Below are 15,608 nucleotides of genomic sequence, written 5' to 3' on the forward strand. Positions count from 1 at the left end.
CATGCCGCGCCAGACCACCCTGGTGACGCTCACCTATGGTGACCGTTTCAGCTATTTGCACACCCTGATCAGCCGCTCGCTGGAAAGCCCGCTGATCGGCCGTGTGATCGTTGTCAGCAATGCTTCCACCGCGCCGCTGCAAGCGCTGTGCGATGAGTGGCCTGATCGGGTTGAGGTGATCTGGCTGCCGCACAACACAGGCTCGGCGAATGGCTATTCGGTAGGCATCAAGGCCGCGCTGCAGGCCGGAGACGACTGCATATGGCTGATGGACGATGACAACGCACCGACCGCGCAGGCCATCGAGGTATTGCATCGATCCTTATGGGAACGACAAACAGTCGAGGGCCAGGACAACTGCGCGGTGCTCGGTTTTCGCCCCACCCACCAAGCCGACATCGCCGCAGGTGTACCGCTGCAATACGCGATCCAGCGGCGCTCAAGCTTCTTCGGTTTTCACATCGCTCAATTGCCGTACAAGATCTGGCGGCGTCTGCCCTGGGGCCAGCCCGACGCGACCCGGCTGATGCCACAGCGCGTGCAACTGCCCTTTGCCACTTACGGCGGGCTGCTTGCCCATCGCAGCCTTTACGAAAAGATCGGCCTGCCACTGGATGCTCTCAAGCTGTACAGCGATGACAGCGAATACACCTGGCGCATCACCGACGGCGGCGGAAAGCTGTTTCTGGTGCCCGACGCGCGGCTGGACGATCTGGAAGACTCCTGGAACATCAAGGCGCGGACCCGCAATGTCTATGAAAGCTACCTGCTGGGCGGATCGGATCTGCGCGCTTACTACGCAGCGCGCAATCAGGCCTGGTTCGACAGGCATGTCTGGGCAGCTTCCACACTCAGCTATCGGCTCAATCGCCGGGTCTTTCTCTGCCTGCTGAACCTGTATGCCTGGCGCTATGGCGCGGCCCAGCGTCTGGACCTGCTCAACGACGCCATTCGCGAGGGCGAAGACGGCAGGCTGGGCCTGAACAGGGCCTACCCGCTATGAAAATCCTTTTCATCAACAGCCTCTACGCACCCGATATCGGCGGCGGCGCAGAAATCATTCTGCAACGCACCGTCGAGGGCTTACAGCAGCGTGGGCACAGCGTCGCGGTACTGGCCACCACCGACCAGCCTGGCTTGCAGCTGGCGGAGGTCAATCGGGTGAAGGTCTATCGGGCCGGCCTGCTCAACCGCTACTGGCACTTCATGGCCCAGCGCCCAGGACGACTGGCGCGGTTTGCCTGGCACTGGCGTGATCGCTACAACGCGGACATGCGCGAGTACGTGGAGCGCGTGATGGAACTGGAGCAGCCGGAACTGGTGGTGTGCCATAACCTGACAGGCTGGTCGGTCTCGGCATGGGACCAGATCACCCAGGCCGATTGCCCGATCGTGCAGGTGCTGCATGACTTCTACCTGCTCTGCCCGGCAAGCACGATGTTCAGAAAAGGCAAAAGCTGTCAGCGCCAGTGCACGACGTGTACACGGTTGCGCAGCCATCATGCACAACAGTCGGAACAGGTCAGCGCGGTGGTCGGTGTCAGCCGCTTCATGCTCGACACGCTGCAGGCGCAAGGTTATTTCAAGGGCGCGAGAGGGTATGTGGTGCATAACGCCAGCCCGTTTACGCCAGCGATCCGCGAGCGACCCAAAGCACTTGTCGATACCGCACCGTTGCGCTTCGGTTACCTGGGCACACTGTCGACCAACAAGGGGCTGGAGTGGTTGATCAAGCAGTTCCAGCACCTGCCGTTCAAAGCCACCCTGCAGATTGCCGGGCGCGGACAGCCATCCGACGAAAAGCGCTTCAGGGCCATGGTCACGTCCCCCGACATCAGCTTCGTCGGCTTGCAGAGACCCGATAATTTTTACCGCCAGATCGACGTGGCGATTGTGCCTTCCCTGTGGAATGAGCCATTCGGCATGGTCGCGGTCGAGGCGTGCGCGCACTCGCTGCCGGTCATCGCCAGCCGCATGGGCGGGCTCACGGAAATCATTCAGGAACCGCTCAATGGCTTGCTGTGCAGCCCCGATGACCCCGATTCACTGGGGCTGGCGATGCTCAGGCTGCATCAGCAGCCCGAACTGCTGGCACGCCTCGGCAGCCAGGCACGCAGCAGCGTCGCGTCGTTGATGAACCTGGACCTGATGCTGGACCAGTACGAAAGCATCTTCGCCCAGACCTTGCAGGACCGCAGCACGTAGCACCTGGCACAAAACACGGCGAACGGGCGCAATTGCCCCCTTTGACGACATCAAGGACACGGTGTGGCACCCGCCAGCCCACTTTCATCAGCAGGACGCTCAAGATGATTTTCATCAATGCACGGTTTCTTACCCAGGACATCAGTGGTGTACAGCGCTACGCAGAGCAGATGTGCCGAGCGCTGAAGCGACTGCGCGACGATCTGGTATTCGTTGCCCCGCACAACATCAGACTGCATGACTGCGCCAGCGCACTGGAGGCGCACTGCATCGGGCGCTCCACCGGGCATGCGTGGGAGCAGATCGACCTGCCGCTGTACCTGAAACGTCGGGGCAGTCCGCTGCTGATCTCGATCAGCAACACCGGGCCCATGCTGTATGGCAACCAGATTGCGACTCACCACGACATCAACTATGTGCGCTACCCGCAAAGCTACACCCGGCTGTTCCGGCTGGCCTATCGGACCATCACCCCGATCCTGCTGGCGCGCGCCAGAACGCTGATCACCGGCAGCAGCTTCTCGCGCAGAGAAATATCCTCGTTCTATGGCTACGCCGAGGACAAGGTGCTCGTCGTACCGGCTGCGGTCAGCGACGATTTCATACCGGGGCCGACCGCTGTGAATCGTCCAAAATACCTGTTGGCCGTGTCTTCGCCGGCCGTGCACAAGAATTTCAGACGGATGATTCAGGCCTTTCTCAGCCTGCGTGGCCACACGGATCTGCAGCTGCACATTGTCGGCGCAGCCAGCGCGCTGTTCGCCGACCCGAACCTGCAACACCTCGCCTGCCGTGACCCGCGTATCCGTTTTCTGGGGCGCCTCAGTGACGCCGAGCTGATCGCGCAATACCAGGGCGCGACCGCGTTCGTGTTCCCGTCGCTTTACGAGGGCTTCGGCATCCCGCCGCTCGAAGCCCAGGCCTGCGGCTGTCCGGTGCTGGCGGCCAATGCCGCATCGATCCCCGAAGTTCTGCAGGGCAGTGCGCTGTATTTCGACCCGCTGGACGTCAGCCACATGGCCGCAGCCATGCAGCGCATTCTGCTGGATGCGCCCTTGCGCAAGGCGTTGCGCGTCCAGGGCCTGCAAAACGTGCAGCGCTTTTCCTGGGAGCTTTCCGCGCAACGCCTTTCCCAGCGCATCGATACGTTGCTGGCGTCTGACCCCGTGCAGCAAAGCAAGCTGCACGTCGCTGCCGACTCACCCAGCGGCAAACCCTGAACCCACAACAGCAACGCCAGGATGCGCGCCGTCGCGTCCGCAGTAGCGCGGGCCATTACAGCAAGGAACGCCCATGAGAATCGCTATCGTCCACGACTGGCTGGTGAGTTACGCCGGCGCCGAGCGCGTGCTCGCGTCACTGATCAACGTCTGGCCCGCTGCGGACCTGTTTGCGGTCATCGACTTCCTCAGCGATCAGGACCGCGCGCACCTGCATGGCAAGGTCGCCAGAACGACGTTCATCCAGAAGCTGCCCGGCGCGCGCAAACACTATTCGCGCTACCTGCCGCTGATGCCGCTGGCCATCGAGCAACTGGATCTGTCCGGCTATGACCTGATCATCAGCAGCAGCCATGCGGTGGCCAAGGGCGTGCTGTGCGGCCCGGACCAACTGCACATCAGCTATGTGCACTCGCCGATCCGCTATGCCTGGGACTTGCAGCACCAGTACCTCCAGGAATCAGGGCTGAACAAGGGAGCCAAGGGCGGTCTGGCACGCCTGATCCTGCATTACATGCGCCTGTGGGATCAGCGCACATCGACCGGCGTGGACGCCTTCATTGCCAACTCCGGGTTTATCGGCGCGCGCATCATCAAGGCCTATCGTCGCGACTCCACCGTCATCTACCCGCCGGTGGACACGCTCGGCTTCACCGCCCAGGGCGCGCGCGGGGACTTCTATCTCTGTGCCTCGCGAATGGTGCCTTACAAACGCATGCCGATGATCGTCGAAGCCTTTGCCGCCATGCCTGACAAACGCCTGATCATGATCGGCGACGGACCGGACCTGCCCAAGGCGCAGGCCATTGCCAGCCAAGTGAGCAACGTGACGTTGCTGGGTTTTCAGCCAGGCAGCGTGCTGCTCGAGCATATGCGCAGCGCCAGGGCGTTTGTCTTCGCCGCCGAGGAGGATTTCGGCATCAGCCCGGTCGAGGCCCAGGCTTGCGGTACGCCGGTCATCGCCTTCGCCAAGGGCGGCGTCATGGAGACCGTGCGCGGCCTGGATCACCCGCAGCCGACCGGCGTGTTCTACCGAGAGCAAACGGTAGCGTCACTGATCGCCGCCATCGGCGAATTCGAAGCGGCGCAATCGCGCATTTCTCCCGAGGCCTGCCGGGCCAATGCCGAGCGGTTTTCGGTCGCGCGTTTCGAGCAGGAAATCAAAGCCTTCGTCGAAGACCGTCTGGCCCTCTCACACGGGGTTCATCTGGCGCGCCCGCCTCAGTCGCAACGGGTCGCCCAGGCATCACCCGGCCTCGGCAGCGAGCTGCCGAACCGTGTCGTCCCCCTGAAAATCGTCTGAGCGAGCCCTTCCCATGCGTACTTCAGTCCGCGGCATTCTGCGTGCCCACCAGTCAGCGCTTTCGCTCGCCCACCGCTTGCTGGACCTGGCTGTCATCGTGCTGATCGGTTACTGGCAAACCGGGCTGACGGTCACCGACAGCACAGAGGCCTGGTCGCACATTTTCCTCGCGGTGCTGGTCTTTCACTGGGTCAGCGAGTATCACCAGTTGTATGGCTCATGGCGCGGCGAGCGCATCCTGCGCGAGCTGACCAAGGTCTTCAGTTACTGGGCGATGACCTTCATCACTCTGCTGTCGCTGAACAGCCTGCTGCTCAACCAGACGCAATTGCCCGATAACGGCCAGATGAGCTGGTTCGCGCTGGCACTCGCCGTGCTGTGCGGCTACCGGCTGCTGATTCGTCTGGCCCTGCACACCCTGCGTCGGCGTGGCTTCAACACGCGCCGGGTGGCCATCGTCGGCACCGGGCAGGTCGGCGAGCGGCTGGCCCGGTCCATCGCCCTGGCGCCCTGGATGGGCCTGATCCTGCTCGGCTTCTACGACTCGCACCCGCAGCAGATGAATCTGCAGGCGCACAAGCGCCGCCCGCGAGTACTGGGTGACCTGCAGCAGTTGATCGACGATGCCCGCGCAGGCCGCATCGACAAGGTGTATATCACCCTCGCCTTCAGCGCCGAACCGCAACTGCGCGAGTTGATTACCGGCCTGAGCGACACCACCGCCTCGGTGTACCTGATTCCGGATGTGTTCATGTTCGACCTGCTGCATGCGCGCAGCGAAAGCATCAACGGCCTGGCCAGCATCAGCATTTTCGACTCGCCCATGGACGGCGCCTGGAGCCTGGCCAAACGCGCCGAAGACATCGTGCTGTCGAGCCTGATTCTGTTGCTGATCGCTGTGCCGCTGCTGATCATCGCGGCAGCCATCAAGCTCACCTCCGCCGGGCCGGTGCTGTTCCGCCAGCGCCGCTACGGGCTGGACGGTCGCTCGATCATGGTCTGGAAATTCCGCAGCATGAGCGTCCAGGCAAACACCGACGTGGTGCTGCAGGCGACGCGCAACGATACACGGGTAACACCGCTGGGCCGCTTTTTACGCCGGACTTCGCTGGATGAGCTGCCGCAGTTCTTCAACGTGCTGCTCGGCGACATGTCCATCGTCGGCCCACGCCCCCATGCCATTGCCCACAACGAACAGTACCGCAGGCAGGTCAGCGGCTACATGTTGCGCCACAAGGTCAAGCCCGGCATCACCGGCTGGGCGCAGATCAACGGCTGGCGCGGCGAGACCGACACGCTGGACAAGATGCGCATGCGTGTCGAATTCGACCTGGAATACATCGAGCACTGGTCGATCTGGCTGGACCTGAAAATCATTCTGCTGACGCTGCTCAAGGGGTTCGTCAACAAGAACGCCTTCTGATGCCTGCGCTGACCTGAGCACCCACCGAACACCCTCGGTACGCAACACGAAAGGAGCAATGCCATGAAAGGAAAAACGTCATGAATCGAAGCATTACTGCGTTACTGCTGGTCAGCCTGGCGCTGCAAGGCTGTGCATTCGCGCCGGGGCAACATATGACGCCGGATGACGTCACCCTCGACACGCCGGACGAACCCCGGGCACAGTTGATCGAGGTCACCCCGAAAACCCTGCAGCAACAGCAATTGCGCGCCACCGCCGAGGCCAAAGCCCTGCCGCAGGTGCTGCTCGACTACAGGACTCCGGAATACGTGATCGGTGCTGGCGATACCTTGCTGGTCACCGTGTTCGAACACCCCGAACTGACCGCGCCGGGCTCACAGGACCAGCTGGATGCCAACACCCGGGAAGTGCTCAATGACGGCACGCTCTACTTCCCCTATGTAGGCAGAATCCGCGCGAGTGGCAGAACGGTCAGCGAGGTTCGTGAGCAGTTACGCATGGGCCTGGCGCCGCAATACACCGAGGTCAAGGTCGACGTCAAAGTGCTGCGCTACAACAGCCAGCGAATACTGCTGTCCGGCTCTTTCAAGGTTCCCGGCCCGCAACCGATTACCAATATTCCGTTGAGCCTGGTGCAGGCGGTGAGTGTCGCCGGTGTCGACCTGACCGATGCCAACCTGGCCGGGCTGACCCTGCGCCGCGAGGGCAAGGACTACCTGATCGACATCGACTCGCTGAATCGCCGCGATTCGCAACTGAGCCGGATCTTCCTGAAGGACGGCGATTACCTGCACCTCAACAGCAACTCGCGAAACAAGATCTACGTGCTGGGCGAGGTCCGTAACCCTCAGGTGATCTCGTTCGGCACCACGCGCCTGACCCTGCTCGAGGCGTTGGGAAACTCCGGCGGCCTCAGCCCGGACAGCGCAGACGGCGATGCGGTGTACGTCATACGTGGTGCGGAAAACTTCGCCCAGGCGCCCTCCACCGTCTACCACCTCAATGCCAAAAAGCCCACCGCCTACCTGCTGGCGGGGCAGTTCGAGCTCAAGGCACAGGATGTGGTGTTCGTCGGCCCTGCCGATATCACCCGCTGGAGCCGCTTCATCAGCCAGCTGCTCGGCTCGGCCAGTGTGATACAGACCGGTGCGGCCTTTCGCAACTGACCCGGGCGGCCATTCGCCGATCTCCCTGCACGCAGTTGTGCAGGGATTTTTTTTGCCCGTCGCACCGCGTCAGACTGTTGCCAGAGCAACAGCTGTTCAACAGTTGACGGCTTTTGCATCAGCGCGGCGAACCCTCTCCTGCGGCATGCAACAGACGCAGGCCCAACGGCTGCGGGCCATAGCCAGACACACAAGAAGGCTGGCACATAAGCTGCTTTGCACATTTACGCTTATCGCAAGGACATCCCATATGCGCGTCGTTTCACTTTCAGGCAGTCCCTCCCCCAAATCCCGTTCCGGCGTTGTGCTGGCCCACGCCGGCCGCTGGCTGCAGAGTCACGGCGTTGAAGTTACCACATTGCGCATACGCGACTTCAATGCAGAGGACCTGCTTTTCGCCCGTTTCGACAGCCCGCAGGTGCTGGAATTGATCGAAGCGGTCAGCCAGGCCGATGGCCTGCTGATTGGTACGCCGGTGTACAAGGCGTCATTTTCCGGCGCGCTGAAAACCTTGCTCGACTTGCTGCCAGAGCGCGCGCTGCATGGCAAAGTGGTCTTGCCGCTGGCCACCGGCGGCAGTATCGCGCACATGCTGGCCGTGGATTACGCGCTCAAACCGGTGCTGTCGGCGCTCAAGTCGCAGGAAGTGCTGCACGGCATCTTCGCTATCGATACCCAGGTCAGCTACGACGACAACGAACTAGGCGGTACGCTGGACGAAATTCTCACCGAGCGCCTGCATGAAGGGCTGGAGCATTTCCATCACGGCCTGCAACGCCGCTTGCAGGCGCGTCACAAGCAGGCTGGCGGACATTTGCAGCTGGCGTTGTAGCCCCGGAATAGCCCCGGAATCAATGTTCGATAAACAACGGATACAGCGAGGCCACCAACAGCGCTGCCATGACGCCGTTGAAAATACGTAACCCGAGCGGATCGCGCAGCACATTGCGCAGCAAACTGCCAAAGCCTGCCCAGACGCCCACGCTGGGCAGGTTGATCAGCGCAAACACTGCCGAAATCACCACCACGTTGTAGAAGTAGCCCTGCATGGGGGTGTACGTGCTGATCGCGCCGATCGCCATGATCCAGGCCTTGGGATTGACCCATTGAAAGAGCGCGGCGCTCATGAAACTCAGCGGCTTGCCCTCGCTGTCGAGGCTATCGGAGGCCGGCCCCGAGGTGGCGATTTTCCAGGCCAGGTACAGCAGATAGGCAGCGCCCACGTAGCGCAGAATCGTGTAAAGCACCGGCCAGGCCTTGAACACGCTGCCCAGACCGAAGCCAACGGCCAGCACCAGAACGAAAAAACCGACACTGATACCCAGCATGTGCGGCAGGGTGCGACTGAAACCGAAATTCACGCCCGAGGCCAGCAGCATCATGTTGTTGGGGCCGGGAGTAATGGAGGTGACGAACGCGAAGAGTGTGAATGCCAGAAGCAAATCGAAAGAGAGAACCATGCTGCCTGTCCGGATCAGTGAGTCAGGTACTCACCCTATCGAAGGCGGTGCAGGAAACACACGGACAGTTGACAGCCAATTACTGCAGTACAGTTTTTACGCAAAGCACTTTTCAGTCAGACTGTTAACCTTGTGGCTGCTGACCGGTGACACCCAGATCGACGCTCGTTTCGCCTTTTTCATCGAAGTCCCGCGCCTGCTGGATCTGCGGATCTGCCATCAATTGCGCCTTGCGCGCCTGGTACTCATCAAATGACAGGCCGCGACGGTTGAGGTCTTCAAGGGCCAACTGATGACTTTCTTCAGCGCTGAACGCCCGCTGCTCGACAGCATGGTGAGTGGAGCAGCCGGAAACCAGCGCAACAGTGAATGTCAGGACAAGCGCAAGGGCAAGCATACGGTTCATCGGGGGCCTCCGGTGGGGCTTCATTTCAGGAATGAAGCAAGGTTACGCCTGCCCCTGACACAGCAAAAATCATCCGCCGTGATAGTCGCTATCGACTGTTGCGAGCATTCTCGATCAACACCTCGCGCAACGCCTGAGCCGCAGTTGAAAGCTCGTGATCGGCGAGCATCATCAGGCCGATACGCCGCTCGATAAGCGGCTCCACCAGCGCCACGCAGCAGGCCCCCAGTTCCTGCATCTGCCCGATGCACAGTGACGGCACCGCGCTGACGCCCAGGCCATTGGCAACCATGCGCCCGATGGTCGACAACTGATGGCTCTCGAACGCGACCGCCAGCTTGCCGTGGCGCGGCTCGATGGCCTGTTCCAGCAGCAAACGTACTGCCGACGGGCGTTGCAGGGCGATGAAATCTTCACGCAGCAGTTCTGCCCAGGTAACCTCACGCCGCTCGGCCAGCGGCGACTCCCGGGGCACCACGGCGACGAAGCGGTCCATATAGAACGGGGTGAACGACAGGGCACTGTTCGACTCGGGCTCAAAGCCGATACCCAGTTCGACACGGCGATGGCGAACCATTTCCAGCACTTGCTCATTGATCACGTCATGCACCGCCACATTGACGCGCGGGTAGCGCCCGCGAAACACCTTCAAGGCCGCGGGCAGCAGATTGCCGGCAAACGACGGCATGGCGGCCACCGACACCCTCCCCATTTGCAACGTAAAACGCTGGCGCAGCAGTTCTTCGGTGTTGTCCCAGTCGGCCAGCAACTGGCGCGCCAGCGGCAACAGGGTTTCGCCTTCAGGCGTCAGACCGACGTTGCGCGTGGTGCGCGTCAACAACTGTCCGCCGAGGTCCTCCTCAAGGCTCTTGATCGTCAGGCTCAAGGCCGGTTGCGAAACGTTGAGTCGCTCGCCGGCCTGAGCGAAGCTCAGGTACTGCGCGACGGCCAGAAAAGCACGAAGCTGCTTGACGTTCATATATTTGCTTTTCTTATGAATTGATCAGAAAAACAAAATTAACAAATCAGTCGCACCGAGAGAAGATGCAGGTCACCCGATCCTCCGGCAGCGCGACTGTCGGTCAACAACTATAAAAGGCGGATCATCATGGCTGGACTCGATAAACGAGTAGCGACCTACGAAGAAGCCCTCGCCGGGCTGACCGACGACATGACGGTACTCTGCGGCGGCTTCGGCCTGTGCGGCATCCCGGAAAACCTCATCGCGCAGATCAGGCGCATGGGCATCAAGGGCCTGACCGTGGTCTCCAACAACTGCGGCGTTGACGGCTTCGGACTCGGCATCCTGCTTGAAGACCGGCAGATCCGGAAAATGATTTCGTCCTATGTGGGCGAGAATGCCTTGTTCGAAAAGCAGCTGCTCAGCGGCGAGCTGGAAGTCGAACTCACGCCGCAAGGCACCCTGGCGGAGAAACTGCGTGCCGGTGGCGCGGGCATTCCGGCGTTCTATACTGCCACCGGTTACGGAACGCCGGTCGCCGAAGGCAAGGAAACCCGCCAGTTCAACGGCCGCAACGTGATTCTGGAAGAGGCCATCACCGGTGACTTCGCCCTGATCAAGGGCTGGAAAGCCGACCACTTCGGCAACGTCGTCTATCGTCATACCGCGCAGAACTTCAACCCGGTGGTGGCCACCGCCGGACGGATCACTGTGGTCGAGGTCGAAGAAATCGTCGAGCCCGGCGTGCTGCTGCCGACCCAGATCCACACCCCTGGCATCTACGTCGACCGGGTCATTCAGGGCACTTTCGAAAAGCGCATCGAACAGCGCACCGTCAGAAAATCCTGACAGCGCAGCCTTGGCCCTACAACCATAAAGAGGCTTCAGACGATGGCACTTTCCCGCGAACAAATGGCTCAACGCGTCGCCTGTGAACTCAAGGACGGTTATTACGTGAACCTTGGCATCGGCATTCCGACCCTGGTGGCCAACTATGTACCCGATGACATCGACGTCATGCTCCAGTCGGAAAACGGCCTGCTGGGCATGGGCGCCTTCCCGACCGAAGACACCATCGACGCGGACATGATCAATGCCGGCAAGCAGACGGTCACCGCGCGCATTGGCGCCTCCATTTTCTCGTCGGCCGAATCCTTTGCCATGATCCGCGGCGGCCATGTCGACCTGACAGTGCTCGGCGCCTTCGAGGTGGATATCGAGGGCAACATCGCTTCGTGGATGATCCCCGGCAAGCTGATCAAGGGCATGGGTGGCGCGATGGACCTGGTGGCGGGCGCTGACAACATCATCGTCACCATGACCCATGCGTCGAAGGACGGCGAATCCAAGCTGCTCACCCGTTGCAGCCTGCCACTGACCGGCGCAGGCTGCATCCGCAAGGTGCTGACTGATCTGGCCTACCTGGAAATCGAAAACGGCGCGTTCATCCTCCGCGAACGCGCGCCGGGGGTCAGCGTGGAAGAAATCGTGGCCAAAACCGCAGGCAAGCTGATCGTGCCGGATGACGTGATCGAGATGAGTTTCTGAGTGCGGACATCCTTGATGCGTCTCTCGTTGCCACACGCCCGTGTGGCCTGCGTAACGGTGTGACGCGGAGCGTCACGAACTGCATTCCCACGCGGAGCATGGGAACGATACTCATGGCCAGCCACCATCGTTCCCACGCTCCAGCGTGGTAACGCCGTTCTGGGCGCTCTGCGTCCGCAATAGTCGGCTGTTGAAGTCACTCCCCGATAATAATTACAAAAAGAGGTGCCCCTGATGGCCGCCAACATAGAAGAAAGCCGCTCCGCCCGATTTGCCTTGCGCTGTGCTGCGTGGGCTGAACGCTGGTTTCCCGATTCATGGGTATTTGCCGCACTGGCGGTGGTCATCGTCACGCTGGCGACGCTGGCCATCGGCGCACGTCCGGCCGAGGCTGCCAAGGCGTTCGGTGACGGGTTCTGGAGCCTGATTCCGTTCACCATGCAAATGGCCTTCGTGGTCATCGGCGGTTACGTGGTCGCCAGCTCACCGCCTGCGGTACGCCTGATCGACCGCCTGGCCCGGGTGCCGCGCAGCGGCCGTTCGGCGGTGGCCTGGGTGGCGCTGATTTCCATGCTCGCTTCGCTGCTCAACTGGGGCCTGTCGCTGGTGTTCGGCGGCCTGCTGGTGCGCGCCCTCGCCCGCCGCACTGACCTGCGCATGGATTACCGTGCAGCTGGCGCCGCGGCCTATCTGGGCCTGGGCGCGGTCTGGGCGCTGGGGCTGTCGTCTTCGGCCGCGCAATTGCAGGCCAACCCGGCCAGTCTGCCGCCGTCGATCCTGGCGATTACCGGGGTGATCCCGTTCACCGAAACCATCTTTCTCTGGCAATCCGGGGTCATGCTCGCCGCGCTGGTGGTCATCTCACTGATCGTTGCCTACGCCACCGCGCCCGGCCCGAACAGCGCCCGCGATGCCGAAGCCTGTGGTGTCGATCCGGCCTTCAACCTGCCGCCGCTGCCGCCCCGCACACGGCCCGGGGAATGGCTGGAATATAGCCCGCTGCTGATCATCCTCATGGTGCTGCTGGGGGTTGGCTGGCTGTTCAACGAGTTTTCGAGCAAACCGGCGATCACGGCGATTTCCGGGCTCAATACCTACAACTTCCTGTTCATCATGCTCGGTGCCCTGCTGCACTGGCGGCCACGCAGTTTTCTCGATGCCGTCGCACGGGCGGTGCCCACCACCACCGGCGTGCTGATTCAATTCCCGCTATACGGCTCGATCGCCGCGCTACTGACCACGGTCAAGGGCGGCGACGCGCAGACCCTGGCGCATTACATCTCGACGTTCTTCACCAGCATTGCCTCCCACGATACTTACGCGATTCTGATGGGGGTCTATTCGGCCATATTGGGCTTTTTCATTCCGTCAGGCGGCGGCAAGTGGATCATCGAAGCGCCCTACGTGATGCAAGTTGCCAACGACCTGCAGTATCACCTCGGCTGGGCAGTACAGATCTACAACGCAGCCGAAGCCCTGCCCAACCTGATAAACCCGTTCTACATGCTGCCGCTGCTGGGTGTACTGGGCCTGAAGGCGCGTGACCTGATCGGCTTCTCGTTCGTGCAGCTGCTGGTGCACACGCCGCTGGTGCTGTTTCTGCTCTGGGCACTGGGCACCACGCTGGCCTATGTGCCACCGGTAATGCCCTGATACCTAAACGTCGAACGCGTAGTCACGCTCGACCCGGCAGATTCGCGTGGTAAACGCCTGATACCAGTGCGCACGTCCCTGCTCGCGGACCTGGGCATGATCGGCCTGCTGTTTCCAGGCCAGAATTGCGGCCTCATCGCTCCAGTAGGACACGGTGATGCCCAGGCCGTCGTCACCGCGCGCCGACTCCACACCCAGAAAGCCGGGCTGTTGTCGGGCCAGGCTGACCATGCGCTGCGCCGCCTCTGCATACGCCTGATCATCGTCAGGCGTACGCAACGAGGTGAACACCACGGCGAAGTAAGGCTTGGCAAACCGCGCGGCCATCACGATAAGTTGCTCAGGCAGGCGCGGACGAACGCGGCCACCACAGGCGGCGTCTGGCCCTGCAACGCAGCGCGCTCGGGCTGGAACAGTGTGGCGACGTAGAACGGGTGCCCCTGCAATTCCATACAGCGCACTTCGCCCTCGGGACCGCGCCCACTGACCTTCAGGTGCTCGCCGAACAGCGCCGACTCCAGCTCGCGGCGCAGGCCGTAGCGACAGTGGTAGCGCTCGTCGATGTCGAGCCTGCCATAGGCGTGGGCAATCAGCGTGTCGGGGTGCAACTGGATCGCTGCCACCGATTCAACCAGCGAGCAGCTGAGTGGCTCGATAATCACGTTTGCCGCGTCCGGCGCAGTTTCGCCATGCTCGGCGTCTGCCCATCCCAGCCGGTTGCGGGCGTACTCGAGCAACGCGTGCTGAAAGCCCCCGCAAGTCCCCAGAAACGGTACCCGATGCTCGCGGGCGAAACGGATGGCGGTCAGCGCGCCCTGCATGTCCCGATAAGGGCTGGCCGGGACGCACCACAGGCCGTCGAACTCCGCGAGGTGCGCACCGCTGCCGATCTGCGGGGTCGGCAGCCATTCGATATCAACCGCTACCTGCACCTCCGCAGCCGCCCTGTGCAAGGCCAACGGAATGGCCTGATGCGCGGGGACATCCTCACTGAAGTCCCCGACCAGACCAATCCGTATCCCGTTGCGTGTGTTATCTGCTTTGCCCATGCCCTGCTCCCTGTCTGGTTTCGTACAGCCCGGGCGGACTATAAACAGGCAGCAAAACCAGCAGAATGGGCGTTACAGCAATGCCTCGCGTGCAAGCGTGCACGGTTGCTCATTCAGTCACAGGCGTCAGCACCGGTTGCCCGGCAAAAAACGCCAGCAGGTTATCGTTGACCATCTGCACGCTGTCTCTGGACGCCTCGGGGGACAGGCCTGCCACGTGCGGTGTCAGCACCACATTGTCCAGCGTCTTGAGCACATCCGGCACAGTCGGCTCATCGTCGAACACGTCTAGCGCGGCCCCGGCAATCTGCTCATGCTGCAGTGCACTGACCAACGCCTGGGTGTCCACCACGCTGGCGCGGGCAATGTTGACCAGAAACCCGTCAGAGCCCAGCGCTTCAAGCACCCGAGCGTCGATCAGGTGCTGCGTGCCGCTGCCACCGGGCGTGGCGATGACCAGAAAATCCGATGCGGCCGCCAGCGCCTGCGCTGTCGCATGCCAGGTGTAATCGCAGTCGCTGCGCGGCTTGCGGTTGTGGTAACCGATGACGATATCGAAAGCGGCTGCACGCCTGGCAATCGCCAGCCCTACCGCTCCCAGACCGACGATCCCCAGACGCTTGCCTGCCAGTGACGGGCGTACCACCTTGCGCCATTCGCTGCGGCGCACCGAGGCATCGGCCTGCGGAATGTCGCGCACCAAAGACAGCAGCAACGCCAGCGTATGATCGGCCACCGTGGCGGCGTTGACGCCTGCACCATTGGTGACGACGATGCCCCGCGCCTGCGCGGCAGGCAGATCGACCTTCTCGTAACCGGCGCCGCTTACGCAAATGATGCGCAGCTGCGGCAGTGCATCCATTTCCTCAGCGAAAAATCCCAGCGGCCCGCGTGTCACCACCGCGCTGATGCGCTGCCCGTGCGTGGCAATCGCCGCGGCGCGCAGTTCGGCCGTCGGGGCGCGAATCAACTGAAAACCGCTGCTTTCAAGAATCGGCAAATACGTGTCCAGGTTTTCCACCAGCACCAATACCGTTGTCATGCGCGCTCCCGTTCGATCAGCAAAACGCTGACCTTAACGCGACTCGACGCGCTTGTGCAGCGTCGCTGACGCCGGAACTGAAAAAAGCCTTCCCGAATACGCCGGGCGTTCATAAAGTGGACGCATTTGCCGGACAGACTCATGAGCAAGCTGACCCGGCAATCACCCA

At 62.0% G+C, this 15,608-nt stretch carries 16 protein-coding genes; 10 read left to right on the forward strand and 6 right to left on the reverse strand.

What is annotated here, in order from left to right; translation table 11 throughout:
* The first annotated feature begins 1 nt into the window (after nucleotide 1).
* The 7 genes from KBY02_RS19440 to ssuE all read left to right on the forward strand — a co-directional run bounded on the left by KBY02_RS19440 (nucleotide 2) and on the right by ssuE (nucleotide 8,152).
* Nucleotides 2–1,003 carry a glycosyltransferase gene (locus KBY02_RS19440; RefSeq protein WP_024642982.1) on the forward strand — a complete coding sequence of 334 codons (1,002 nt, stop codon included), beginning with the start codon at nucleotides 2–4 and terminating at the stop codon, nucleotides 1,001–1,003.
* The gene (locus KBY02_RS19445; protein WP_225650692.1) at nucleotides 1,000–2,205 is read left to right on the forward strand and encodes a glycosyltransferase family 4 protein; all 1,206 of its coding nucleotides are present in this window, start codon (nucleotides 1,000–1,002) and stop codon (nucleotides 2,203–2,205) included. The genes KBY02_RS19440 and KBY02_RS19445 overlap by 4 nt, the downstream gene beginning before the upstream one ends.
* A gap of 104 nt (nucleotides 2,206–2,309) precedes the next feature.
* Nucleotides 2,310–3,425, forward strand: coding sequence for a glycosyltransferase family 4 protein (locus tag KBY02_RS19450; RefSeq protein ID WP_003407613.1), 1,116 nt, complete (start codon nucleotides 2,310–2,312; stop codon nucleotides 3,423–3,425).
* Nucleotides 3,426–3,498: 73 nt separating this feature from the next.
* Nucleotides 3,499–4,728: a glycosyltransferase family 4 protein gene (locus KBY02_RS19455; RefSeq protein ID WP_096126626.1), complete on the forward strand. Its 1,230-nt coding sequence runs from the start codon at nucleotides 3,499–3,501 to the stop codon at nucleotides 4,726–4,728.
* 13 nt (nucleotides 4,729–4,741) lie between these two features.
* The gene (locus KBY02_RS19460) at nucleotides 4,742–6,151 is read left to right on the forward strand and encodes an undecaprenyl-phosphate glucose phosphotransferase (RefSeq protein ID WP_011268295.1); all 1,410 of its coding nucleotides are present in this window, start codon (nucleotides 4,742–4,744) and stop codon (nucleotides 6,149–6,151) included.
* 80 nt (nucleotides 6,152–6,231) lie between these two features.
* A complete protein-coding gene (locus tag KBY02_RS19465) occupies nucleotides 6,232–7,320 on the forward strand; it encodes a polysaccharide biosynthesis/export family protein (RefSeq protein ID WP_024638410.1) in 1,089 nt (362 codons plus the stop codon).
* Nucleotides 7,321–7,570: 250 nt separating this feature from the next.
* Nucleotides 7,571–8,152 (forward strand): NADPH-dependent FMN reductase, encoded by a 582-nt coding sequence (ssuE, locus tag KBY02_RS19470; RefSeq protein ID WP_011268297.1) that lies wholly within the window; start codon nucleotides 7,571–7,573, stop codon nucleotides 8,150–8,152.
* Nucleotides 8,153–8,171: 19 nt separating this feature from the next.
* Here the strand turns inward: ssuE and KBY02_RS19475 are convergent, their stop codons facing one another.
* The 3 genes from KBY02_RS19475 to KBY02_RS19485 all read right to left on the reverse strand — a co-directional run bounded on the left by KBY02_RS19475 (nucleotide 8,172) and on the right by KBY02_RS19485 (nucleotide 10,165).
* Nucleotides 8,172–8,780 (reverse strand): LysE family translocator, encoded by a 609-nt coding sequence (locus tag KBY02_RS19475; RefSeq protein ID WP_011268298.1) that lies wholly within the window; start codon nucleotides 8,778–8,780, stop codon nucleotides 8,172–8,174.
* A 124-nt stretch (nucleotides 8,781–8,904) separates the two neighbouring features.
* Entirely contained in the window at nucleotides 8,905–9,186 is a 282-nt protein-coding gene (locus tag KBY02_RS19480) for a lipoprotein (RefSeq protein ID WP_003348622.1), read from the reverse strand.
* Between the two features lie 88 nt (nucleotides 9,187–9,274).
* A complete protein-coding gene (locus KBY02_RS19485; RefSeq protein WP_225650693.1) occupies nucleotides 9,275–10,165 on the reverse strand; it encodes a LysR family transcriptional regulator in 891 nt (296 codons plus the stop codon).
* 129 nt (nucleotides 10,166–10,294) lie between these two features.
* Between KBY02_RS19485 and KBY02_RS19490 the strand changes: the two genes are divergently transcribed.
* From KBY02_RS19490 to KBY02_RS19500, 3 genes are all read left to right on the forward strand, one after another.
* A complete protein-coding gene (locus KBY02_RS19490; RefSeq protein WP_116829179.1) occupies nucleotides 10,295–10,996 on the forward strand; it encodes a CoA transferase subunit A in 702 nt (233 codons plus the stop codon).
* Between the two features lie 42 nt (nucleotides 10,997–11,038).
* A complete protein-coding gene (locus KBY02_RS19495; protein ID WP_225650694.1) occupies nucleotides 11,039–11,695 on the forward strand; it encodes a CoA transferase subunit B in 657 nt (218 codons plus the stop codon).
* Nucleotides 11,696–11,929: 234 nt separating this feature from the next.
* Nucleotides 11,930–13,348 (forward strand): short-chain fatty acid transporter, encoded by a 1,419-nt coding sequence (locus KBY02_RS19500; RefSeq protein ID WP_225650695.1) that lies wholly within the window; start codon nucleotides 11,930–11,932, stop codon nucleotides 13,346–13,348.
* A 3-nt stretch (nucleotides 13,349–13,351) separates the two neighbouring features.
* On the opposite strand, the gene KBY02_RS19505 is transcribed toward KBY02_RS19500, so the two are convergent.
* From KBY02_RS19505 to KBY02_RS19515, 3 genes are all read right to left on the reverse strand, one after another.
* The gene (locus tag KBY02_RS19505; protein ID WP_054092637.1) at nucleotides 13,352–13,678 is read right to left on the reverse strand and encodes an antibiotic biosynthesis monooxygenase family protein; all 327 of its coding nucleotides are present in this window, start codon (nucleotides 13,676–13,678) and stop codon (nucleotides 13,352–13,354) included.
* The gene (locus KBY02_RS19510; RefSeq protein ID WP_225650696.1) at nucleotides 13,675–14,397 is read right to left on the reverse strand and encodes a CTP synthase; all 723 of its coding nucleotides are present in this window, start codon (nucleotides 14,395–14,397) and stop codon (nucleotides 13,675–13,677) included. Before KBY02_RS19510 ends, KBY02_RS19505 begins: the two co-directional genes overlap by 4 nt.
* Before the next feature lie 109 nt (nucleotides 14,398–14,506).
* Nucleotides 14,507–15,439: a 2-hydroxyacid dehydrogenase gene (locus KBY02_RS19515; protein WP_225650697.1), complete on the reverse strand. Its 933-nt coding sequence runs from the start codon at nucleotides 15,437–15,439 to the stop codon at nucleotides 14,507–14,509.
* Nucleotides 15,440–15,608 lie beyond the last annotated feature (169 nt).

The organism is Pseudomonas sp. P129 (genome assembly GCF_020312195.1).
Taxonomy (GTDB): domain Bacteria; phylum Pseudomonadota; class Gammaproteobacteria; order Pseudomonadales; family Pseudomonadaceae; genus Aquipseudomonas; species Aquipseudomonas fragariae.